This window comes from Thalassolituus sp. (genome assembly GCF_034111725.1).
Classification (GTDB): Bacteria; Pseudomonadota; Gammaproteobacteria; order Pseudomonadales; family Oceanobacteraceae; genus Thalassolituus.
In genome coordinates this window covers 26,525-48,417 of record NZ_JAWUWR010000003.1, presented here as the reverse complement: position 1 = coordinate 48,417, position 21,893 = coordinate 26,525, and the positions used below count along the sequence as shown (strand labels likewise).

At 48.1% G+C, this 21,893-nt stretch carries 27 protein-coding genes; 15 read left to right on the top strand and 12 right to left on the bottom strand.

The features are described 5' to 3' along the window. Position 1: 1 nt before the first annotated feature. Genes rlmH through UXZ23_RS00695 form a run of 4 tightly spaced genes read right to left on the bottom strand, consistent with a single transcriptional unit; the run spans position 2 to position 2,707 of the window. On the bottom strand, positions 2-469 hold the full coding sequence (gene rlmH / locus UXZ23_RS00710; RefSeq protein WP_015488016.1) for a 23S rRNA (pseudouridine(1915)-N(3))-methyltransferase RlmH: 468 nt from the start codon (positions 467-469) through the stop codon (positions 2-4). Further along, positions 466-816: a ribosome silencing factor gene (gene rsfS, locus UXZ23_RS00705; RefSeq protein WP_320818742.1), complete on the bottom strand. Its 351-nt coding sequence runs from the start codon at positions 814-816 to the stop codon at positions 466-468. The genes rlmH and rsfS overlap by 4 nt, the downstream gene beginning before the upstream one ends. A 6-nt stretch (positions 817-822) precedes the next feature. Further along, positions 823-1,467 (bottom strand): nicotinate-nucleotide adenylyltransferase, encoded by a 645-nt coding sequence (nadD, locus tag UXZ23_RS00700; protein ID WP_320818741.1) that lies wholly within the window; start codon positions 1,465-1,467, stop codon positions 823-825. Then, positions 1,451-2,707, bottom strand: coding sequence for a glutamate-5-semialdehyde dehydrogenase (locus UXZ23_RS00695; RefSeq protein WP_320818740.1), 1,257 nt, complete (start codon positions 2,705-2,707; stop codon positions 1,451-1,453). Before UXZ23_RS00695 ends, nadD begins: the two co-directional genes overlap by 17 nt. A 117-nt stretch (positions 2,708-2,824) precedes the next feature. Here UXZ23_RS00695 and UXZ23_RS00690 point away from each other — a divergent pair, with 117 nt between their 5' ends. Both UXZ23_RS00690 and UXZ23_RS00685 read left to right on the top strand, forming a co-directional pair. Beyond that, positions 2,825-3,763, top strand: a complete 939-nt coding sequence (locus UXZ23_RS00690) for a GGDEF domain-containing protein (RefSeq protein WP_320818739.1) — start codon at positions 2,825-2,827, stop codon at positions 3,761-3,763. Next, a complete protein-coding gene (locus UXZ23_RS00685; RefSeq protein WP_320818738.1) occupies positions 3,753-4,739 on the top strand; it encodes a GGDEF domain-containing protein in 987 nt (328 codons plus the stop codon). The genes UXZ23_RS00690 and UXZ23_RS00685 overlap by 11 nt, the downstream gene beginning before the upstream one ends. A 52-nt stretch (positions 4,740-4,791) precedes the next feature. Here UXZ23_RS00685 and UXZ23_RS00680 read toward each other — a convergent pair whose 3' ends face one another. Continuing rightward, positions 4,792-5,661, bottom strand: coding sequence for a class I SAM-dependent methyltransferase (locus UXZ23_RS00680; RefSeq protein ID WP_320818737.1), 870 nt, complete (start codon positions 5,659-5,661; stop codon positions 4,792-4,794). A 56-nt stretch (positions 5,662-5,717) separates the two neighbouring features. Here UXZ23_RS00680 and UXZ23_RS00675 point away from each other — a divergent pair, with 56 nt between their 5' ends. Next, positions 5,718-6,344: a DedA family protein gene (locus UXZ23_RS00675; RefSeq protein WP_320818736.1), complete on the top strand. Its 627-nt coding sequence runs from the start codon at positions 5,718-5,720 to the stop codon at positions 6,342-6,344. On the opposite strand, the gene UXZ23_RS00670 is transcribed toward UXZ23_RS00675, so the two are convergent. Both UXZ23_RS00670 and UXZ23_RS00665 read right to left on the bottom strand, forming a co-directional pair. After that, positions 6,325-6,579, bottom strand: a complete 255-nt coding sequence (locus tag UXZ23_RS00670; protein WP_320818735.1) for a hypothetical protein — start codon at positions 6,577-6,579, stop codon at positions 6,325-6,327. The two genes, UXZ23_RS00675 and UXZ23_RS00670, sit on opposite strands and share 20 nt — an antisense overlap. Next, positions 6,570-6,911 (bottom strand): YqcC family protein, encoded by a 342-nt coding sequence (locus UXZ23_RS00665; RefSeq protein WP_320818734.1) that lies wholly within the window; start codon positions 6,909-6,911, stop codon positions 6,570-6,572. The genes UXZ23_RS00670 and UXZ23_RS00665 overlap by 10 nt, the downstream gene beginning before the upstream one ends. 118 nt (positions 6,912-7,029) lie before the next feature. Here UXZ23_RS00665 and UXZ23_RS00660 point away from each other — a divergent pair, with 118 nt between their 5' ends. After that, positions 7,030-8,040: a DUF3549 family protein gene (locus UXZ23_RS00660; RefSeq protein ID WP_320818733.1), complete on the top strand. Its 1,011-nt coding sequence runs from the start codon at positions 7,030-7,032 to the stop codon at positions 8,038-8,040. After that, positions 8,037-8,492: a YchJ family protein gene (locus UXZ23_RS00655; RefSeq protein ID WP_320818732.1), complete on the top strand. Its 456-nt coding sequence runs from the start codon at positions 8,037-8,039 to the stop codon at positions 8,490-8,492. The genes UXZ23_RS00660 and UXZ23_RS00655 overlap by 4 nt, the downstream gene beginning before the upstream one ends. Positions 8,493-8,502: 10 nt before the next feature. Here UXZ23_RS00655 and UXZ23_RS00650 read toward each other — a convergent pair whose 3' ends face one another. Next, positions 8,503-8,781, bottom strand: a complete 279-nt coding sequence (locus tag UXZ23_RS00650; protein WP_320818731.1) for a hypothetical protein — start codon at positions 8,779-8,781, stop codon at positions 8,503-8,505. A gap of 48 nt (positions 8,782-8,829) precedes the next feature. On the opposite strand from UXZ23_RS00650, the gene UXZ23_RS00645 reads away from it, so the two are divergent. From UXZ23_RS00645 to lipA, 5 genes are all read left to right on the top strand, one after another. Next, on the top strand, positions 8,830-10,014 hold the full coding sequence (locus tag UXZ23_RS00645; protein ID WP_320818730.1) for a hypothetical protein: 1,185 nt from the start codon (positions 8,830-8,832) through the stop codon (positions 10,012-10,014). Positions 10,015-10,233: 219 nt separating this feature from the next. Then, positions 10,234-11,373, top strand: a complete 1,140-nt coding sequence (locus UXZ23_RS00640) for a D-alanyl-D-alanine carboxypeptidase family protein (protein WP_320818765.1) — start codon at positions 10,234-10,236, stop codon at positions 11,371-11,373. Between the two features lie 144 nt (positions 11,374-11,517). Continuing rightward, on the top strand, positions 11,518-11,790 hold the full coding sequence (locus UXZ23_RS00635; protein WP_320818729.1) for a DUF493 domain-containing protein: 273 nt from the start codon (positions 11,518-11,520) through the stop codon (positions 11,788-11,790). Then, positions 11,791-12,474: a lipoyl(octanoyl) transferase LipB gene (gene lipB, locus UXZ23_RS00630; protein ID WP_320818728.1), complete on the top strand. Its 684-nt coding sequence runs from the start codon at positions 11,791-11,793 to the stop codon at positions 12,472-12,474. It begins immediately after the preceding gene. Beyond that, a complete protein-coding gene (gene lipA, locus UXZ23_RS00625) occupies positions 12,464-13,429 on the top strand; it encodes a lipoyl synthase (protein ID WP_320818727.1) in 966 nt (321 codons plus the stop codon). The genes lipB and lipA overlap by 11 nt, the downstream gene beginning before the upstream one ends. Positions 13,430-13,509: 80 nt before the next feature. Here the strand turns inward: lipA and UXZ23_RS00620 are convergent, their stop codons facing one another. Next, on the bottom strand, positions 13,510-13,752 hold the full coding sequence (locus UXZ23_RS00620) for a YdcH family protein (protein WP_320818726.1): 243 nt from the start codon (positions 13,750-13,752) through the stop codon (positions 13,510-13,512). 229 nt (positions 13,753-13,981) lie between these two features. On the opposite strand from UXZ23_RS00620, the gene UXZ23_RS00615 reads away from it, so the two are divergent. After that, positions 13,982-15,121, top strand: a complete 1,140-nt coding sequence (locus tag UXZ23_RS00615; protein WP_320818725.1) for a response regulator transcription factor — start codon at positions 13,982-13,984, stop codon at positions 15,119-15,121. Here UXZ23_RS00615 and trxC read toward each other — a convergent pair. The 3 genes from trxC to UXZ23_RS00600 all read right to left on the bottom strand — a co-directional run bounded on the left by trxC (position 15,118) and on the right by UXZ23_RS00600 (position 18,493). Continuing rightward, on the bottom strand, positions 15,118-15,561 hold the full coding sequence (gene trxC / locus UXZ23_RS00610) for a thioredoxin TrxC (RefSeq protein WP_320818724.1): 444 nt from the start codon (positions 15,559-15,561) through the stop codon (positions 15,118-15,120). The genes UXZ23_RS00615 and trxC overlap by 4 nt on opposite strands. Before the next feature lie 95 nt (positions 15,562-15,656). Further along, entirely contained in the window at positions 15,657-17,483 is a 1,827-nt protein-coding gene (gene dsbD, locus UXZ23_RS00605) for a protein-disulfide reductase DsbD (protein ID WP_320818723.1), read from the bottom strand. Between the two features lie 41 nt (positions 17,484-17,524). Then, a complete protein-coding gene (locus UXZ23_RS00600) occupies positions 17,525-18,493 on the bottom strand; it encodes a polyprenyl synthetase family protein (RefSeq protein ID WP_320818722.1) in 969 nt (322 codons plus the stop codon). A gap of 210 nt (positions 18,494-18,703) precedes the next feature. Between UXZ23_RS00600 and rplU the strand changes: the two genes are divergently transcribed. From rplU to proB, 4 genes are all read left to right on the top strand, one after another. After that, positions 18,704-19,015: a 50S ribosomal protein L21 gene (rplU, locus tag UXZ23_RS00595; RefSeq protein WP_320818721.1), complete on the top strand. Its 312-nt coding sequence runs from the start codon at positions 18,704-18,706 to the stop codon at positions 19,013-19,015. Positions 19,016-19,105: 90 nt separating this feature from the next. Beyond that, positions 19,106-19,366 (top strand): 50S ribosomal protein L27, encoded by a 261-nt coding sequence (rpmA, locus tag UXZ23_RS00590; RefSeq protein ID WP_015487992.1) that lies wholly within the window; start codon positions 19,106-19,108, stop codon positions 19,364-19,366. A gap of 77 nt (positions 19,367-19,443) precedes the next feature. Beyond that, positions 19,444-20,646, top strand: coding sequence for an Obg family GTPase CgtA (cgtA, locus tag UXZ23_RS00585; protein WP_320818720.1), 1,203 nt, complete (start codon positions 19,444-19,446; stop codon positions 20,644-20,646). Positions 20,647-20,710: 64 nt separating this feature from the next. Then, entirely contained in the window at positions 20,711-21,850 is a 1,140-nt protein-coding gene (gene proB / locus UXZ23_RS00580) for a glutamate 5-kinase (RefSeq protein ID WP_320818719.1), read from the top strand. Positions 21,851-21,893: the final 43 nt, after the last annotated feature.

Here is a 21,893-nt window from a genome sequence, read left to right as displayed (position 1 = left end):
CTCACTTATGGTAAGGATGACCCTGCAATATGGTCCATGCTCGATACAATTGTTCGGCAAGCAGAACCCGCACCAAGGGATGCGGCAGGGTAAGATTTGAGAGTGACCAGCGCTGTTTTGCTAAGCGCATGATCTCATCGGTCATGCCGTCTGGGCCGCCAATCAACAAAGCAACATCACCGCCTTGCATGCGCCAGTTTTCCAATTCGGACGCGAGTTGGGGCGTTGTCCAAGGTTTCCCTTCAACAGCGAGCGCAACCACATGATCCGATGGGCGAATGGCCTTGATGAGTGCTTCAGCTTCTTGCTGCATGGCTTTTTCTTTACTGGTGTTTTTAGCGCGATGGCCAGGAGCAATCTCAACTAATTCCAATGCACAGTCAGCCGGTAGGCGTTTAGCGTATTCTGCATAGCCTTGTTCTACCCAGGCCGGCATTTTAGTGCCGACCGCGAGCAGACGTAGCTTCATGCGTCGCGCTTTCCTGCTTCAGCTTTTGGTTCGCCCCAAAGGCGTTCCAAATCGTAGAAGTGGCGTGCTTGCTCTGTCATAACATGAACAACCACATCAATTAGGTCGATAAGAACCCAATCTGCCGCGGCGCGGCCTTCCATACCATTTGGGCGTAAACCCGCATGCTTAGCTTTTTCTTCTACATTCGAGGCAACAGCCCCAACGTGACGGTTGGACGTACCATTGGCGATGACCATCCAATCAGTGACTGAGGTGCGTCCGCGGACGTCCAGCACGGTGATATTTTGCGCTTTCATGTCTTCCAGCGCTTCGATCACCAACGATTTTATTTGCTCAATTTGCATGCATTTCTATCGATAGAGTTTATGTTGATTTATGTATTCCAATACCGCGTCCGGCGTTAGAAAGGTGACATTGTCGCCCTGCTTGATAGCCCGACGCAAGTCGGATGCGGATATATCGAGTTCTGGCCACGCCTGAAAGGCAATCGAACCGTGGTGAGAGTCAAGTAAATCGCGGCTCTCAGCCCGTCGAACCACTGCTTGCTGATGTTGCCAACCCGTGGTTTTTATTTCGTCTCCTGGGCGGCTAATGACCAATACATTTGCGCATTCCAGTACTACCTCTGGTTTTTGCCACTGATCGAAGCCATTCCATGCATCCGTTCCCATCACCCACGTAATGGCACAATCGGCATAACGTTGACGTAGCAGAGTGAGTGTTTCGGCGCTGTAACTAGGAGATTCTCGTTGCAGTTCAATATCACAGACATCAATGCCGTCGAGCTCCTGAGTGGCTAGTGTCAGCATTGCCAAACGCTGTTCCGCTGTCGCTTGCGGCTGTGGTCGATGCGGCGGCGTGGAATTGGGCATAAGCCATACGGCCGCAAAACCGAGTTGGCGTAACTGCAAGGCAATACGCAGATGTCCGATATGAACGGGATCGAATGTCCCGCCCAGTATCGCTAGAGACTTAGGGTTACTGACGGATTTCACCGTTACCCAGCACTACGTATTTTTGCGACGTTAAACCTTCAAGGCCAACAGGGCCGCGGGCGTGAATTTTATCCGTCGAAATGCCGATTTCAGCACCTAAACCGTATTCAAAGCCATCGGCGAAGCGCGTTGAGGCATTAATCATCACTGAACTAGAATCCACTTCATTGATAAAACGACGCGATAAGGTGTAGTTCTCACTGATGATGCTGTCGGTATGGTGCGAACCGTGGCGATTGATGTGCTCAATAGCGTCATCAAGCGTATCGACGATACGAATCGACAAAATTGGCGCTAGATATTCGGTATCCCAATCTTCCGCTGTGGCCTCGTTGATATCGACTAACAGTTCGCGGGTACGTTCGCAACCGCGTAGTTCAACGCCGATATTAGCGTAAGCTTCCGCTAGCTCGGGCAGTATGTCTGCTGCACGCGAGGCATGAACCAATAAGGTTTCCATGGTGTTGCAGGTGCCATAGCGATGCGTCTTGGAATTGATCGCGATGTTAATCGCCTTGGTTTTATCGGCGAATTCGTCAATGTAGACATGGCAAATACCGTCGAGGTGCTTAATAACGGCAACTTTAGCATCACGACTAATACGCTCGATTAGGCCTTTGCCGCCGCGTGGTACGATCACATCGACAAACTCAGGCATAGTAATGAGTGCGCCAACGGCTTCACGGTCAGTGGTTTCGACCACTTGTACTGTCTCGGCGGGTAAACCTGCTGCAGCTAGGCCTGTACGGATACAGGCCGCTAATGCTTGGTTTGACTCAATGGCTTCAGAGCCTCCACGCAAAATTGCAGCGTTACCTGATTTTAAACATAGACTGGCCGCTTCAATCGTCACGTTTGGGCGACTTTCATAGATAATGCCGATAACGCCTAAAGGCACCCGCATCTTGCCGACTTGAATGCCGCTTGGGCGATATTTAAGGTCGGTAATTTCACCCACCGGATCGGCTAATGTGGCCACTTGTTGTAGGCCTTCTAACATGCCGTCGATGCGGCCGTCAGTGAGTTCGAGACGGTCGAGCAAAGCTGGATCTAGGCCGTTTTCTTGGCCTCGCGTCATATCTAATGCATTGGCTGCTTTTAGCGCATCACGGTGTTCGCTGATGGCGGTGGCAATGGCCACTAGGGCGGCATTTTTATCTTGGGTACTCGCACGGGCGATGGCTCGTGAAGCTACGCGTGCTTGGTTACCCAGTGTTTGCATGTAATCGAGAACGTTCATTGTGTGAATACCTGAAGCGTCGGTCTGTCATAAAGTGCGCTAGTATACACGAACTACTACACTGTTAAGCGATGGTCGTATTGAATGACCGCTGAAATGCTCTGGATTCCCTGATTTATGGAAAAAGCACAATTTCATACCTTAGTCGTTCTGCAGGTTAAGGTTCTGTACTGCTTATTTGCGGCGCTCGGTTTGAGCGTTATTGCTGTACTGGATTTGATCGAGTCGACCAACGTGTATGCCGCGGTCGCCGCTGGCTTTTCAGTATTGCTCTTGCTTTACGCAGTGTATCTGCTGATGCGTGGTCATAAACGTGCGTCACCCTACCCTGAGTGGGCTTTGGTGTTTTTGTTATGTCTATTCACTTTATTCGGGATGCAGCAAAGCGATCAAGCCACTCATTGGATCTACTTTGTGCCGGGGTATATTTACTTTTTATTCCCATTTCATGTCGCTACTTATGTAGCCTTGGTATACAGCACTGCTTTGTTACTACTGATCGTACAAGAATACGATAGCTTCTTGCGGTTACAAATTTTGTTTACCTATGGCGCCTGCTATCTCTTTGCGGTGATGTACGCCATGTTGAATGAACGTAACAATCGCGGTTTGATTGAAATTATTAATACAGACCCAGTGACTCAGGTGTACAACGAATATCAGCTAAAGTTGGATTTGAATAAAGAAATGACACGCGCTGATCGCCAAAGTAGTGAATTGATTTTGGTTGGGGTCGCCATTCCGCCGCGCTGGCATACATTAAAAGCCGAAGATTACGAACAGCGTTTAAGCTTCTTTGGCAAAAAATTAAAGCGTTGCCTGCGGAAATACGACACTTGCTATCGTTTGAATTCGGATAACTTCATTATTCTGATGCCGCATAGCTCGAGTGACGATGCTGAGCGTTTGCAAGAAGATTTACTGGATGATTTGGCAGGCAGTGATCGCTTTGAAGGCTTAACCCAGGTGAAAGTCGTACAAGATGTCTATCGGCCCGAGGATGACATTCCTAGCATGTTCAAACGAATACAAGAGGTGCTGTCGAATGTTCAGTGAACTATCGCAAGAACAGTTGCTGCCGCGATTGCAGGTGTTAGTTTATTCGCTAGCGGCGGTTGCGATTTCGATCCTTATTTATGATCAATATCGTCAGGGCTTGTATCCGTTAGTTCTGTCGAATTCTATATGCATACCGGCCCTGTTCTTTAGTGCGATTTTCATCTATATCAATCGTGATCGGGACGTCTACGCCTGGATTAATTACCCACTGATCAGTTTGTTGGCAGGGCTTGGTTTGTATCAGTTGCCAGATTATCCGGTACTGATGACTCATTATTTATATGCATTGCCATTATTCAGCTATTTTTGTTTGCCGATCAATCACGGTACTTGGTTTAACGTTGCGGTTGCATTAGTAATGACGGTACTGGTCTGGGTTGATGAAGGTACTCTAAACGCAATTCGCAGTGGCACAAACTACTCGTTGCTGGTTGGTTCTGCATGGTGTTATGCCTATCTCACGCAATTGAAAGGCTGGTCGCTGATGCGCTTAGCGCTTACTGATCAAATTTCGGGGGCTTATAATCGCAGTCATTTCCATCATGTATTGGAGCGCGAAATTGCGCGTGGTGAGAGCGCTCGGCAAAATGTTAGCTTGATCGGTCTCGTGTTGGAGGAATATAGCCAGTTAGCTGACTTACACGGTAATCGCTCAGTGCTGCAATTTTTACCACGATTTGTGACAACCACTCAGCAGCAGGTACGTGCCGAAGATGAAATGTTTCGCTTGAACGACGATTTGTTTGTTCTGGTATTACCGAATTGTGCCGAAGAAGGTGCCATCGTATTGATGGAACGCATTAAGCGTAAATTAGAAGATCAGACTTGGCGACCATTTGCGGAGCTATCTTTGGGAGCGGCTGCGGTGACCCGTCAACCGAACGAAACGGGTGAAGCATTAGAGCGGCGCTTAATGGGGCGGCTGAAAAAGCAGAAACGCACCAGTTTGCAACTGGCCGCATTTAGTGAATAGAACCGACAAAGAAGGCCTGCTTAGCAGGCCTTCTTTGTATGTGTTGCTTCGCTTATTCGCTCGATACTTTGCAACGTATGATACGAACCAGAGTTTTGATTTTCACTTCAGGCAAGTTTAATAGTCCATAAAATGAGGCGGGATCAAGTACGTCGACTTGTTCGAACCCGTCTTCACTAAAGCCCTTGCGAATAGCGCCGTCGTTAGAGTAGTGCAATGGCCATTGTCCACGAGTGAATAAACCAACCAGCTTTTGCGCCATTTTAACGTAACGGTACGATGGGTGATCGGCGAAGTCTGGGTACAAATCTGTGATGTAATAACCTTGTGGAAACTGTTTTAATCCTTGGGCCATGCGCGCCCATACGGAGCGGATCACCGGTAAGTCAAAGTAGTTAACGAGGCCTTCGGTAATGATTAACGTTGGTTTACTGGTGTCAAGTCCCGCAAGCACAGCCGCAATAGATGTTGGGCCGTCTTCTTGCAATATATTGCATTCAACCACGTCGTGGCCAGCGGCTAAACCAACACGGCCTAGTAATTCACGCTTACGAGCTGCCATTCCAGGCAGATCACCTTCAATATAACGAATATGCGGATATTGCTGCTTGATGCGATAGCCTCGAGGCGACAGGCCGGAAGCTAACTCGACAATTTGTTCAATACCGTGTTGCTCGATAAGTTCACGAACTTGATGGTCGATGACCGAGTGGCGCTGCAGTAAAAATATATCGATGTCCGCACCGGCAACTAAGCGCAGGAACGCGTTAATGGGAGTAAGTGCGGCATTGGCAAAGCGTCCAGTTCCAGTTGCAAATCCTGCAGCTGAAAGTCCATGCTTGTACCAGATATAGCCCGTATAGTGGGCGCTAACGCTGATCCGTGACGTATCCAGATCGGGAGATTGATTAGCTGACTTCATTCGATTTTTCTTGATTATTAGTGGTCAGGATTTTTTGAGGATACAGGGAATAAACGATGCCTGCCATGCTTGAACCGTATTTAACTGAGTTAAATCTTATTCTGGGGGATATGACCACTAGTGCCGGAGGGTTGTTATTTCTATTGTTATTGACGACTTTTGCTGAGTCGCTGGCTGTCGTGGGATTGCTGGTGCCAGGCATCGCAATTCTGATTGGGCTAACGGTGCTAGCGCCGGAGCTAGGTATCTCTCCGTGGACGTGGTGGGTGGTTGGAACAATGGGTGCATTTTTGGGCGATAGCACCAGTTTTTGGTTAGGTCGTTGTGCCCAAGGACGATTGCATCATTGGCGCTTTTTTCAAAAACATCCTGATTGGTTGGCGCATAGTCATGAGTTTTTCACGCGGTATGGAGTTTGGAGTATTGCGTTTGGGCGTTTTATTGGCCCTTTGCGTCCGCTTGTCCCTGCCGTCGCTGGAGCCAGTGCCATGCCGACATCGTCTTTTTTGCTCGCCAATACACTTTCTTCTCCGGCGTGGGCTGCCGCTTACTTACTGCCTATCTATTGGCTCGGTGAGCGAGCTGCGCTGCATTTTAGCCACGCCAGCGTCGTGATGCTGGTGCTGGGCGGCTTCGTTTTAGCTGTGTTGTTTATGCTATGGCTCAAACGTCGTCGTTTTTAGCTTGTTCACGCGCGAAGTTTAAATCTTTTTGCACGCTATTGAACTGATATTGTAAATCGGCAACCTTTTGTTTTAATTCGCGATTTTCTTCTTGGGTGGCTTTGTACTGTTCGGCCATTTCGGTTAAATCATGCTTGGCATCAGCAATAATTTGCTTCCAGCGTGAGATCAAAAAGTAGGCGGTGATACCTGCGCCAAGTAATACGCTAGCGAGTACAGCAAAAATTAAGGCCATGGTGTCTCCAATAAAAAATCAATGGAGCGAATGAGGTCCACAACTTCATTCGCGCGAATGTTACGTTGGTTGAAAGCAATGTCAGCCATGCCTGCCATACCATTATCAGCGGGGATAACGGGCAGCTCAGCGCCGCTTGCGACCAATTTAGAGAACCGTGGAATCAAAACAAATTGTAGCCACTGTTCAATCGTCAGGGTATCAAGGCAAAAGGGTTGTAGGCTAGCCAATTGCTGTTTAGAAGGCGAATTGGTCGACCATAACTCGTGTTGTTGGAGAGCAGTCTCAAGTTTGAGCAGATAACTGGCGAGCAAACTGTGCTGAGTCGACATGGCTGTCTCCGATTGCGGTTTGAACGCCTTGGATGATAGCCGAATTCGTTATAGGACTGAATCACTCTGCGCAAACTGTTAAGCTTCGGTTTTTTAGTGTGTTTGTTGGAGAAGCAATATGACCATCAGTCAATTAGTGCAACGCAGCGGCGCGCAAATGCGTGTGTTTGATTTGGGACGTCGTATTGGGGAAATCTCAACAACGGATTTTGACGCCATTGAAGAGCTGGCGAAGCCTTATCCGGCACCATATTTGAAACACGCATGGTTGGGTATTTTTAGCTGGAATCCAGATAAGCCGGGGCAACACAATATTTGGTTTTTAAAGCTCCCTCTTGATGAACGGAACGTCCTTTTGCCTGGGCCGCGTGATGCGTTTCTAGAACATTGGTTACGAGTCGTCCAAGCGCCAACCAAGCAGCATGGTGATGCGCCCTGCAGCTATAAACCAGATGGTAATCGTATGGCGTATTTTCATGCTTTGGCCTTGCGCACGTTAGATCAGCCGGCAACCCAATATTACGCTACCGCCCGTGCTTATTTATCCGGTGATAATGGCTGGGAGAACTGGCAGCAGTTGGGTTTGCAAGGCTTAGCAGAAGTCGTTGCACGGATTGATGAAGACAATAACGATGTATTGCTATGCCAAGCCATGACGAAAATGGCAGCAGTCCCTCGTAATGTGCTACTTGGCTTTCTGGAGAATGCGACACCGGGCCTCAATTTGACCCTAGCAATTAGCGATGCACTGGCTCAGGTTGTTGCTGGTAGCGCCAGTGCTGCTGACTTGGCCGCCTTTGCGCGAGGATTATCGGGTAGCTCTAGTGTGCCGCAACGACAACTCCTCCTAGGTGCTATTCTGGCTCATCCTGAAGCGCGATCAATCGAAGTGTTGAGTGCTATAGGCAGTCGTTGCTGGTTAGATCTCAGCGAAGAGCGCTTACAAATATATCTCGAACACTTGGCGGCTTTCGGCCAAGATTCTTTTATTACCCTGATTGCAGACCTAATGACCTTACCAAGCATGCGTGAGCGGATACTGTTGGCGTTTCGTAATCCAGAGCGCAGCGACACCTTATCGTCAGCGATTGGCAAACTGATGAACTTAGCGCGCGAGAATATGCAATGACAGTTACCAGCATCGAGCAGCCTTGCCCGTGCCAAAGTGGACTCGCCTACGCGAACTGCTGTCAGCCTTGCCATGAGGGCGTTGCTCCCTCCGCTGAGGCCTTAATGCGCTCCCGTTATAGTGCCTTTGTTAAGCAAGATGCGGCCTATCTTTTACGTACTTGGCACGCGGATACACGGCCGCCATCCCTACCGATGGACGGTAAAACACAATGGTTCGGTTTAACGATTCAGAGTAGTGAAGAGCTGGGGGATGACGCTGTTGTCAGTTTTAATGCTCGTTTTTGTGAAGATGGCGAGTGGTGCGAACTCGACGAGCGTTCGATATTCAAACGCCTTGATGGTCAGTGGTATTACGTCGATGGCAATGCGTCGTTCAAGCCAATGAAACTGGGCAGGAATGACCCATGCCCTTGTGGGAGCGGCAGCAAATGGAAAAAGTGCTGCGGATAATAATTCGTTATTATGATTTGGCTTGTTGTGCCATGCCTTTGATCAGCATGCCGATCGACATTGCTAAGGCGCCGCCAACTGAAAGCAACATCATGCCGTTGACCAGACCGCTATGGCGCATGTAATAACTTGTTTGTGCAATAGCTTCAGTACCGCATTCCGCGGTATCGAAGTTGTAGATACCGCCGAGTTGAGTGCAATCTGATACTGCTGACATTTCTAGCCCGTAAAGCACTAGCAAAATAAGCGCTGGTAAGGCAAAAAGAAGGGAACCAAGTCGCAATAACATCAAAGAGAACTCCGGATAATTAATATGGAACTTGACATCGGGGGCTGAATGTCTTCATCTTACCCGTCAATGCCTAGCCATCACAATGATAACAAAGTTAATTCCCACATGAATAAAATTGCGCTATTCGTTACTACGTTCTTCATAGGTTTGCAGGTAAATGCTGCATCCCCAGAGCAACTCGATTCACTCTTAAATGAGATTGATCAAGATATTGCTGCCCAGCGTTTAAGTGCGCCTGTCGGTAATAATGCGTTAGAAAAAATTGAGGCCTTCCGTGGCGACGCACCGTTCGATTTTCGCGTTGTGCCGCTAACGTATCGCTGGGGTGAATCTTACGTTGAGTTGGCTAATCGTGCGATTGCCGGTGGCCAGTTCGATAAAGCTCAGGGATATTTGGATAAAGTTTGGCCCGTAGCATCTTTGACACCTGGCTTGGAAGAAGCACAGCGTGTAATTGACGATGCTATTGCTAGTGGTATGGCAATGCCTGCTGCTGTTGCGGCGGTATCGGCTCCTACCAAAGCGGAATTAGAGCATCAGCGTCAATTGGCTGAGGCGGCAGAGAGAGAGAAACAACGTCTACAGGCCGATTACGAACGCAAGAAACGTGAAGAACAAAAAGCTGCAGAAGAAAAAGCACGTAAAGAATTGGCTGAGCAACAACGTCAGCAGCAGTTAGAGCGAGAACGCCGTGCAGCCAACGAACAAAAATTGAAAGAGCAGCGTTTGGCCCAGCAAGCGACTAAAGCGAAAGCCGCCAGTGCGTCGTCTAAAGTTGTAGTCGATGATATCGAAGATGAATTACTTAACACTAAATCGAAATCTTCACCGGTGAAGACTGCGCCAGTGGTTGTCCCTCAAGTTGCAGCAAAATCTGAAGTTACAATAATTGCCAGCGCCGCGAGTGTGGCAGCTGCTTGGGCCGATGCTAAAGAAGATAGTGAGCCAATCGCACGCTACGACATTCCTAACGAAGATTTAGCGAGTCGGTCGCGTGATATTGCGGAAAATATGAACGGTGCTTGTCAGGCGATGATTGATAGCGATGCATCTGTGGTTATTCATACCGCGGATAAGTCAGATTATCGTTGGTTAGCGGTGCGTTTAACTTTATGTACTCGTCGAATAGATCGTAGCTATCGTTTACGCCATAGTCATGAAGTTCTATCTGGCGGTGCACCATTCCTGACATTGCACCCGCCACGCGATACGGCTTTGATTCGTCAGTAATTGCATAGCACAGGCTGTGCTGACAGCCTGTGCTGACAGCCTGTGCTATTCGTTTAGGGATATTCTGCAGTATTTGCTTGTCAGTATATTTTAGAAATTTAAGTGGCCGCAGAGAGCCGCTAGTCACTTAGTTTTTATCTAGTCGCAGTTATCACTGCAAAAATTGGTTAGCATGTTACAATGCTGCCCCGAATTTCCCATCCGGCGTTCAGGAATATGATGCGTTTTTTACAGCTTTGCCTCTTTGTTGTTTTTTCTTCTTCCGCTACCGCAGCGGTAATTATTCCCAAACCACCTGTTCTTGATGCGTCAGCATACATTTTGATGGATGCTGATAGCGGTCGAATCATTGTTGAACACAATGCTGATCAGAAATTGCCTCCTGCCAGTATGACCAAAATGATGACCAGTTATATCGCTGTGCACGAGTTGGTCGAGGGTAAAGTGCAGGAAAACACCCAAGTGCCTATCAGTGTTAACGCATGGAAGAAAGGCGGATCGAAGATGTGGGTGCGTGAAGGTACTGATGTTGCGCTGATGGATCTGTTGCGTGGCATTATAGTGCAGTCAGGGAATGATGCTTCAATTGCCGTCGCGGAATACCTCGCAGGCTCTGAAGATGCCTTCGCAGGTTGGATGAATCAGTATGCTAAAACCTTCGGTATGACCAATACGCAGTTTTTAAACGCCACTGGCTGGCCTGCCGAAGGACACCATTCAACGGCTCGCGATATGGCAACGTTGGCTCTGCATATTATTAATGATCATCCGACTTACTATGAGCTGTACGCAGAGAAATATTATGAGTACAACGATATTCGTCAGCCCAATCGCAATAAATTGTTATGGCGTGACCCTAGTGTTGATGGTTTAAAAACAGGTCATACCGAAGAAGCCGGTTATTGTTTAACCGCTTCAGCGAAGCGCGAAGAAACTCGCCTAATTGCTGTGGTGATGGGAACTCGTAGCGAAGAATCTCGTGCCCGTGAAACACAAAAATTATTTGGTTATGGTTTCCGTTATTTCGAAACTCATAAGCTTTATAGCGCGGGTGATACCCTGCAAACCCAAGCCGTGTGGTTAGGTATGCAAGACAGCGTTAATCTGACTCTTGAAAATGATCTGTATCTAACGCTACCGCGCGGCAGTAAAGGCGAGCTTCAAGTTGAAATGTCGACTAACGATTATCCAGAAGCGCCCATTGCTGCCGGTGCTCAACTTGGTAAGTTAACTATCCGCATGGAAGATGAAGTAGTAGCAGAGTTACCACTGGTAGCCGCTGCTAATGTTGACGAGGCTAGCTTCTTTGGCCGTTTTATTGGTCGAATTAAGCTCTTTTTCACGCGTTTGCTAGGTTAGTAATAAACTAGACAGATCAAAGGGCAATTGGCGCAGCGCTTCTTGCCCTTTAATTTGAGTTCTGATGAGTGTGAATGTTCTACTTGAATTATTTGCACTTAGATACCATATAAAGCCCTCATTATCGCACTCTGAGGTATCCCCGTGAGCCAGCCAGACGCTCCTAAAATAGAATTCCCTTGTCCAAACTATCCGATTAAGATCGTGGGCAAAGGAGTAGACGGCTACGAGCAGATTGTTGCCGATATTATTCGAGTGCATGCACCCGATCTTGATTTAGAGATCATTAAAGTGAAAGAAAGCAGCAATGGACGTTTTCGTTCAATCACTGTTTATATAACGGCAACTGGCGTGCAGCAGCTTGAGAATATTCACCGCGATTTGTCCTCGTGCGAACACGTTCATATGGTGATGTAATTGCGGATTCGTCAGTTAGGTTTGTGTGATTATCAAAGCGTATACGACGATATGGTCGCAACGACAGAGTCACGCGATGCAAATAGCGCCGACGAACTATGGTTTTTACAGCACTTTCCCGTGTTCACTCAAGGTCAGGCCGGAAAAGCAGAACACGTTCTTATGGCTGGTGATATTCCAGTTATTCAAACTGATCGCGGTGGCCAAGTTACGTACCACGGTCCTGGCCAGCTGGTTGTTTATCTGTTAATTGATCTCAAACGTAAGGTCTGGGGCCCGAGGCAGCTTGTAGCGGCGATTGAGCGTGCTCTTGTAGCTTGCTTGGGAGATATGGGGATTCAGTCTGCTCCGCGAGAGGACGCACCTGGTGTTTATGTCGGGGCTAAAAAAATAGCCTCACTTGGTTTAAGAATTCGTAATGGCTGCTCTTTTCATGGGCTATCTTTGAACATCAATATGGATTTACAGCCATTTCAGCGTATTAACCCATGCGGTTATGCTGGGATGGAAATGACTCAAATCGTTGATGAAATTGCTGCATCCTCTAATGGTAGCGATGACATTGGATTTGATTTTGATACCGTATCTGAAAATTTACAGCGTCATTTGTTGCGTGAACTAACATCGTCTAACGGTATTGCCGTAACTAGTGCAGAAGAGCCCGGAGAAGAACATGAGCGATAAGCCAAAAGTAGTGCAGGGCGAAAAGCTGCGAGGTGCCGATAAAGTTGCGCGCATACCAATTAAGGTTATCCCTACCGATGATATGCCACGTAAACCTGATTGGATTCGTGTGCGTATTCCGGCAACACCAAAGATTAATGAGATAAAGCAAAAGTTACGTAAGCATAAGCTGCATACGGTATGCGAAGAAGCCAGCTGCCCTAATCTCGGCGAGTGTTTTGGTGGTGGTACTGCAACCTTTATGATTATGGGCGATATCTGTACTCGTCGTTGCCCGTTTTGCGATGTGGGTCACGGTCGACCGAATCCATTGGATGTCGATGAACCTCTAAATTTGGCCACTGCGATTGCCGATATGGCATTGCGTTATGTGGTGATTACTTCAGTGGATCGCGACGATTTACGTGATGGTGGCGCTCAGCATTTTGCCGATTGTATTCGTTTAACTCGTGAGCATAGCCCAAGTATTCAGATCGAAACATTAGTTCCGGATTTTCGTGGTCGTATGGACGTGGCGTTGGATATTCTTAGTGCTACGCCGCCGGATGTTTTTAACCATAATTTAGAAACCGTGCCGCGCTTATACAAAGAATGTCGTCCGGGTTCGGATTATCAGTGGTCATTGGATTTGCTTAAGCAGTACAAGCAACGTCAACCGAATGTTATTACTAAGTCGGGCTTGATGTTGGGGTTGGGTGAAACCAACGAAGAGGTGATTGAAGTGATGCACGATATGCGCGCGCACGATATTGATCACATTACCTTAGGTCAATATTTGCAGCCGAGTCGAAATCACTCGCCAGTGAAGCGTTTTGCGACACCGGAAGAATTTCGTGAACTAGGTGAAATAGCCAAGAGTTTAGGCTTTGTGCGTGTGAATAGCGGTCCTATGGTGCGCTCTTCTTACCATGCTGACCTGCAAGCGCAGGGTGAGAACGTAGGCGGTCTAGACTGATATAGTTAAAGAGTACGAATAAAAAAGGGAGGCTTTCGCCTCCCTTTTTTCTTGTAGCTCGATTATAGCGACTGACCGTATTAGGCTTGCTTGAGCATGGTGTACAGGTCGTCTTTTAAATGCACGCGGCGCATTTTTAATTGCTCCAAGTGGTCATCTGATGTTGGCTCAACATCTTCTTCGATTTTACGTACTTCACGATCAAGCTCGTGGTACTCATCAAACAAACGAGCAAAATGGCGATCCTTCATTTTCAAGCTACGAATTTGCTCGCTCATTTCTGGGAAGTCGTGGTGTAAGTCGTGGTGTTCAACAGTAGTCATATAGTATCTCCTTGTTATCTGCCTTCAGCTTACCCATATGTTCGCCGAGTGAATTGATACAAGTCAGCTTTCCGCTAGTCGCAATCATTTCACTAGAAAATACTAAGGTGTTAATGGGTATGTGAAGGGAGGAATAGTGTCAAAGTTATTAATGATCGAACGTTAACTATAAATTCTGTGCTATCCCTAGTATGACTGGTATTAATCGTATTCGATGTTGGGGAATGCAATGGGGCTTGGAAAGGTGGCGGTGCTGGATGATGAGCCCGGAGCAGTATTTTTAGTAAAGCGTACATTGAGCGAATTTGATGTATCTGGCTTTACAACATCGGACGAGTTCTTGAATTCTTTGGATACAGCGTACGATTGTATTTTGCTCGACGTGCAAATTGATGAAATTAGCGGTTATGAAATCTGTCGGCAATTGCGTGCGCAGCCACAAACACAGAATGTCCCTGTTATTTTTATATCCGGTGATACTACCTTGACGGGACGCATTGCCGGATATGAGGCTGGTGGCGACGACTTCATAACAAAGCCTTTTGATATGAATGAGCTACAAGCTAAGGTGCTGCGCATTTTGACGCAGCAAGGCTATCGCCGAGAATTGATATCTACCGTTGAAGAATCGCGCCAAGCGGCATTTGAAGCGATGACTCACTCTGCAGAGCAGGGCGAAATTGTGCGTTTTATGGAACAGATTTCTTTTAGTAACTCGCAAGCGACTCTGGCCGATGCTTTATTAACCTTGCTGTCGAGTTTTGGCTTAAAAGCTGTGGTCGCTTTTTGGCCGAATACGGAAGAGGTCAGCGACAAAGCCGCGTATTTTGTTTTGAATTCCGAAGTCAGTGAATTAGAAATCGAGCTTTTACTGTCGGCACAGCATGAGCGGCGCATCATGGAGTTTGGGCGACGCATGATTGTTAATTACCCCAATGCCTCGCTACTGATCAAGAATATTCCAGATCAAGATTTGTCGCGTTATGGGCGTATTAAAGATCATTTGTGCGTGTTGTTAAGTGCCACTGAAGCGCGTGTTCGCATGATGAAAACAGAGGCTAAGATGAAGCTTCAGCAAGTACTATTGCTCACCGTAACGGATGTGCGGGCAGCGTTAGCACATATTCGCGATAGCCAAGCCGAGCAAACCCGCAGCGCTGCTCATATGCGTCAAGACATGGTCATTGATCTGCAAGATCAGCTCCTTCTGCTTAATCTTAATCCAAGCCAAGAAGGGAGCTTGTTTGAGTTAATCGAGCATTATGTTGCCCAAGTTGATGATAATTATCGCGAGGCTTTGCGTTGGTCTGATGCCTTGCAGCCAATTGTTAAAACCTTAGAGGACATCGTACAGCGCCGCATGAGTTAGTGGTTTTGCTGAGCTTTCACCAGTGCTTGTTGAATCCACTGCGTTAGCTGCGGGGCTGGTAATGCTCCAGCTAAGCGGTCTATCTCTTTTCCACCTTGAAACATAATCAGTGTTGGAATGCTGCGAATGCCAAGTTGCGCACTAGTAGCCTGAGCGTGTTCTGTGTTCACCTTGGCAAAACGTAGTTGATACTGCATTTGACCACATACTTGTTTGAATATCGGCCCCATCATCTGACATGGTCCGCACCAACTAGCCCAAAAGTCGACAACGATAGGGAGATCGTTTTTGGCCAGGAAGCGATTAAAGTTGGTGTCGCTCAATTCGACTGGCTTGCCGTCGAATAATAACTTTTTGCATCGGCCGCATTGTGCCTCTTGTGCTGCTTTATCGGCAGGTAAGCGGTTAATAGCGGCACAGTAAGGACAAGTGTAATGCATGGAAAGCTCCGGAAAATGGCGAACAGTCACTATATGCGGTATCGGTTATGTTATTTCAAGTGCCGGTAAGCATTGTTGTCAGCTATGTCGATAATTTACTGACTTTTGGGGAGGTGCATTAGCACATGTTGAGTAAATTCGGATTTAGTCGCCTCTCCGATTAGACGCGCATTGCTTTGCTCGTTACCGGCGCTGAAAAACAGCATAGATGGCGGACCAAAGACAGCATGTTGCTGCATAAACGCAATGTGTTCGGCGGTTTGATCGGTGACATCCAATTGTACCCAGCGTATATGCGACAGAGCCTGAATGACGTCCGCTTGTTCGAATACTTCCTTCTCCATCACTTTACAGCTAATACACCAGTCGGCATAAAAATCGACCATAACCGGTTTGGCTTCGTTGGCTATGATGCGTTCAAGCTCGGTAACAGATGTGAGTCGAGTAAAAGGTGCATGTGTCGCCGCTTGTTCGGCCACGGATTGTGCCGACTGATATTGCGACGCTAGTGGCTGTAGAGGGTCGTCGTTACCTTGTAAGGCGCCTATTAGAGCGCAGGCACCGTACAATACTAAAACTAAAGCAAAGCCTTTAATTACCCGTTGGCTACCATTGTTCGCTTGCTCAAGAGCACCTAGGCTTATGCCATACACCAAGGCTAGTAAGCCCCACAGTAATAGCACCCAAGTCGCGGGTATGATGCGGCTTAGTAGCCAGATGGCCACGCCGAGTAAGAGGATGCCGAACAGTGCTTTGATTTGATTCATCCAAGCGCCCGCTTTTGGCAGCACAGAAGCGCCCGTCGTGCCTAAAACAATCAATGGAGCACCCATGCCCAATCCGAGCGCCAATAAAGCGCTACCGCCCAGTAAGGCGTCACCCGTCGTGCTCAAGTAGACTAGTGCACCCGCCAGTGGTGCAGAAACACAAGGTGAAACCACGAGCGCTGATAAAATCCCCATGATGAAAACACTGAACCAACGGCCACCTTTTTGTCCTTGGTTTAGGTTATTTAAACGATTGCGAAGCCCAGATGGTAATTGCAACTCGTACACACCAAACATAGCTAATGCGAGCAAGCTAAATAAACCGGCAAAGACGATCAATACCCAAGGTGTTTGCATCCAAGCTTGAACATTGGCACCGGCGCCTAACAGCCCAACAGTTAAACCTGCGCCGGCGTAGGTGAGTGCCATGCCTAAAACATAAGTACTCGACAGTAAAAAGCCGCGCTTACCTGAGGTATTACCTTGGCCAAGCACAACACTGGTTAATATCGGCACCATAGGTAACACGCAGGGCGTAAACGTCAGCCCTAGGCCTAGTATGAAAAATATACCGACAACCGCGCCCCATGAGCGGCCACTAAACCAGCTAGATGTGTTGGGTTCGGTGGGCGTTATTGATTGGGGTGTCTTGGCAGTGATTGCTTGCGTAGGCGTATTTTGAGGCGCAATAACTTCGACATTCTCTCGTTGTGGCGGATAGCACAGGCCGGCATCGGCACACCCTTGATAGTGCAGAACTGCGGTTCCTGAGTTGAGTGATCGCGTATCGAATATGACCTCTAGATCATGATAAAACGCGATCACGTCTCCAAAGGCTTCATCTTGTTTCGCTTTGCCGGCTTGGGAATAGCTCGCAGGCTCTAACTTGATGTCGCCTTGCTGTAAATAAATACGATGCTTGTACAGATAATAGCCATCGGCATTGCGCCACTCGGCAGTGACTGTACCGTTACTGCTGCTGGTGGATAGTGGAAAGGCTTGCCCCACAGGAAGAAATTCTGCATCGGCGTTTTTGTCGGTAAATGCATCAAGTAATCCCGCATGGCCGAGCGAGCTTGTCATTGCCAAGCAAAGCACCGCCAGTAGATGCCATCCCCAAAGTTTGATTCTTGAACGACCTGACTTCAACTTCATTATCGCGTCCTATGTACATCGGGATGACTGAGTTTTTTGAATTAGGTATTGCGTTGTACGGCAATCATTGCCAAAGCATTAAGCGCTTGTTTGGCTTCGGAGTCAGCTAGAAGTTCCAAATGTTGCTGTGCACGATCTGCGCATTCGTAGGCTTTTTGGCGAGTATAGTCGAGTGATTTTGTCTTTTGGATGATAGCGAAAACAGATTGCATATCGTCTAAACCACCTTTACGAATCGCTTGGCGAATAAGGCGAGACTCGTCTTCTGTTGCATTGGCCATGGCGTGAATCAGTGGCAGGGTAACTTTACCTTCAGCTAAATCGTCGCCGACGTTTTTCCCCATAGCGACTGCATCGCCTTCGTAATCAAGTAGGTCATCAACCAATTGAAACGCCATGCCGAGTTCTTTGCCATATTCTTGCAGCGCCTTGGCTTGCGCAGCTGGGCAATTGAGTAGGGCGGCAGCAGAATGCGTCGATGCTTCAAATAACATGGCGGTCTTGCCATGAATAACGTCCATGTACTGAGCTTCGGTTAGATCTGGATTTTTCACATTGGTGAGCTGCAAAACTTCACCTTCAGCGATAATGCAGGTAGCGCTGGATAAAATATTCATCACCGGCAACGAGCCTAGTTCAACCATCATTTGAAACGCGCGGCTGTATAAAAAGTCGCCGACCAATACACTCGGTGCATTGCCCCATTTCGCATTGGCAGTCGGATTGCCGCGGCGCATATCTGAGGTATCTACGACATCATCGTGCAGCAGTGTTGCGGTGTGCAGAAACTCAATAACCGTGGCTAGCTTAACGGCCTGAGCGTCGCAATTTCCTAATGCTTTGGCGCTCATTAGCACCAAAAGCGGACGAATACGTTTGCCACCACTAGAGACGATGTAGTCGGCAATTTTTTCAACCAAGGGGACGCGAGAAGCGAGCTGTTCGTTGATTAATTGGTCTACCGATTTGAACTCGTCATTGACGACGGCCAGCACATCTTTTATCTGCATGTTGGAGAGCCTGAGTAATAATGTCGCAAATGCTAGGGAGAGGCGTCGCCGGTGTCAAGAAAGTATCTTAGTTAGGGTTGCAAGGAATTGTAGGCTGCGGTATAGTCTCGCGCCCCGAAATTCTGCTCCCTGCCATATGGAAACCAGAGCGTTACCAGTAGAAGCAGGCCGTTAAAGTAGCAGCCAAGTAATGAAGCGGAGATACGTACAATGTACGCAGTCGTAGTAACTGGCGGTAAGCAATCCCGTGTAGAAGAAGGGCAAACACTGAAAGTTGAAAAACTGGAAGTTGCAACTGGTGAAAGCATTGAGCTAGAAAAAGTTCTGCTGATCGGTAACGGCGATGACGTTAAGATCGGTGCTCCGGTTGTTGAAGGTGCGAAAGTGATTGCTGAGATCATCAACCATGGTCGTCACAAAAAAGTGAAGATCTTGAAGTTCAAGCGTCGTAAGCACCACATGAAGCAAATGGGCCACCGTCAGTGGTTCACAGAGTTGAAAATCACCAGCATCGCTGGCTAATATCATTTAATTTGAATTCCGGGGCCCGTGTTGGTTGGCCAAACCGCCGCATCCGCAGTGTTGCAGTGACCCCACAGAAGGAGAAAGATTATGGCTCACAAGAAGGCTGGTGGTAGTACCCGTAACGGTCGTGATTCCGAAAGTAAACGCTTAGGTGTCAAACTGTTTGGTGGTCAAGCTGCTAAAGCAGGTAGCATTATCGTTCGTCAACGTGGCACTCGTTTCCACGCTGGAGAGAACGTAAAAATCGGTCGTGACCACACTTTATTCGCTACCGCCGCTGGCGCAGTGAAATTCGAAGTGAAAGGTGCGAACGGACGTAAGACTGTAAGCATCGTTCCAGCAGCGTAAGTTGTAAGAACCTTGTTCAAACGCCCTGACTGCGCGCAGTTGGGGCGTTTTTGTTTGCATTTTAAGAGAGGAAAGGCATGAAATTCGTCGATGAGGCACGTATTACCGTTGAAGCGGGTGATGGCGGCAATGGCTGTATGAGCTTCCGTCGTGAGAAATTCATCCCAAAGGGTGGACCAGACGGTGGTGATGGTGGTGATGGTGGCTCGGTCTTTCTAGAAGCCGATGACAGCATGAACACTTTGATCGACTATCGCTATGCGCGTCGCCATCGTGCTCAAAACGGTAAAAATGGTTCAAGTCGTAACTGTACTGGTTTTAAAGGCGAAGATTTGATTTTGCCTGTGCCTGTCGGTACGACTGCGATTGACGAAGATACTGGTGAGACACTTGGGGATCTAACCGAAATTGGTCAGCGCCTAATGATTGTGCGCGGCGGTTTCCATGGTTTGGGTAATACCCGTTATAAATCCAGTACCAACCAAGCGCCGCGTCAAACGAAACCGGGTCAGACTGGTGAGTCACGTAACGTTAAGCTTGAGCTAAAAGTGCTCGCTGATGTTGGCTTGTTGGGCTTGCCGAATGCCGGTAAGTCGACCTTTATTCGTTCAGTATCCGCTGCTACGCCGAAAGTCGCTGATTATCCATTTACCACGTTGGTACCAAACTTAGGTGTGGTATCTATCGAGCAACATCGCAGTTTTGTGATTGCCGATATTCCGGGATTAATTCCAGGTGCATCGGAAGGTGCAGGTCTGGGTACGCGTTTCTTGAAGCACTTAGTGCGTACTCACTTACTGCTGCATATTGTTGATATGGCACCGTTTGATGATTCTGATCCGGCTGATAATGTCATGGCGATTTCTAATGAGTTGCAACAATTCTCACCGGGTTTAGCTCAACGTGATCGTTGGTTGGTATTGAATAAACTCGATATGGTGCCAGAAGAAGAGCGTGAAGCTCGCTGTCAGGCCGTGGTTGATAAGTTGCAGTGGGAAGGTCCGGTATATCGCATTGCTGCGATTATCAAAGAGGGTACATTCCCGTTAAGCTGCGACATTATGGAATACATCGAAGCGCGTAAAGTACGTGCTGAAGAAGATGAAGAATTCGCAGAAAGAATGCTGGCTGAGCGCGAGCAGGTTGAGATTGAAGCGCGTGAACATATTGAAGCCTTGTATGAAAAGCATCGTCTTGAACGTGAAGCGCGTAAAGCGGCTAAACGCGATGATGACGACGATGATGATCATGATGTTGAAGTGGTGTGGATGACCGAATAACAAATTTGTTATCGGTCGCGAGAAAATACGTCTTTTTTACTCCATCAATGAGCAGATCACATAGATGAGCGCGGAGCAGTGGCAAGAATCCCGCAAGCGTCTTGCAGGCGCTAAACGCTGGGTTATTAAAATCGGCAGTGCCCTTTTGACAAACGATGGTCAGGGTCTGAATCGTTCCGGTATGCAAAGCTGGGTGGATCAAATTGCCGCCTTGCTGGCGCAAGGGCATGAGGTCGTGCTGGTATCATCGGGCTCTGTTGCCGAAGGTATGACGCGCCTAGGCTGGAAAAAACGCCCAGAGCAAATCCATCAATTGCAGGCCGCTGCAGCCGTTGGGCAGATGGGGTTGGTGCACGCCTATGAAACTGCATTTTCCAGGCATAAGCGCCACACCGCGCAAATTCTTCTTACGCATGACGATTTAAGTGATCGTAAGCGTTATCTCAATGCCCGTTCTACGCTGCGTACCTTGTTGGATCTTGGCGTTGTGCCTGTGATCAATGAAAACGACACGGTTGTGACTGACGAAATTTGCTTTGGTGACAATGATACGCTGGGCGCACTCGTTGCAAATTTAATTGAAGCCGATTTGTTGGTTATTTTGACTGACCAGCAAGGCTTGTTCACCGCTGATCCACGTAGTAACCCAGATGCAGAGTTAATCGCCGAAGGCCAAGCCTCGAATCCGCAATTTGCCGCTATGGCTGGCGGTGGTGGTGCATTGGGTCGTGGTGGCATGGTGACTAAAGTGCGAGCCGCGACACTGGCAGCGCGTTCGGGTGCCGATACCTTGATCGTAGGTGGTCGCATTGAGAATGTGCTCACACGTTTACGCGCCGGTGAAGTATTGGGTACCCTGTTGTTGGCGGACAAAGAACCTGTTGTTGCGCGTAAGCAGTGGATTGCTGGTCATTTGCAGACTCACGGCGAGCTGGTGCTTGATGACGGCGCGATTAAAGCGCTGCGTGACGGTGGCCGCAGTTTGCTGCCGATTGGCGTTGTTGCGGCTAACGGGCGTTTTAGTCGTGGGCAGGTTGTCGCATGTCGCAATCAGCAGGGCGAACTTGTAGCCAAGGGTCTGGTAAACTACAGCCGTGACGAGGCGCTGAAAATTTTACGCACGCCGACGTCTGGTTTAGAGCAAGCGTTAGGTTTTGTGGCAGAACCGGAAATGATTCACCGCGACAATTTGGTGGTTCTGTAATTAATTTTTTACTGCTTGGTGTGACCAAGCCTATAGGATAAAG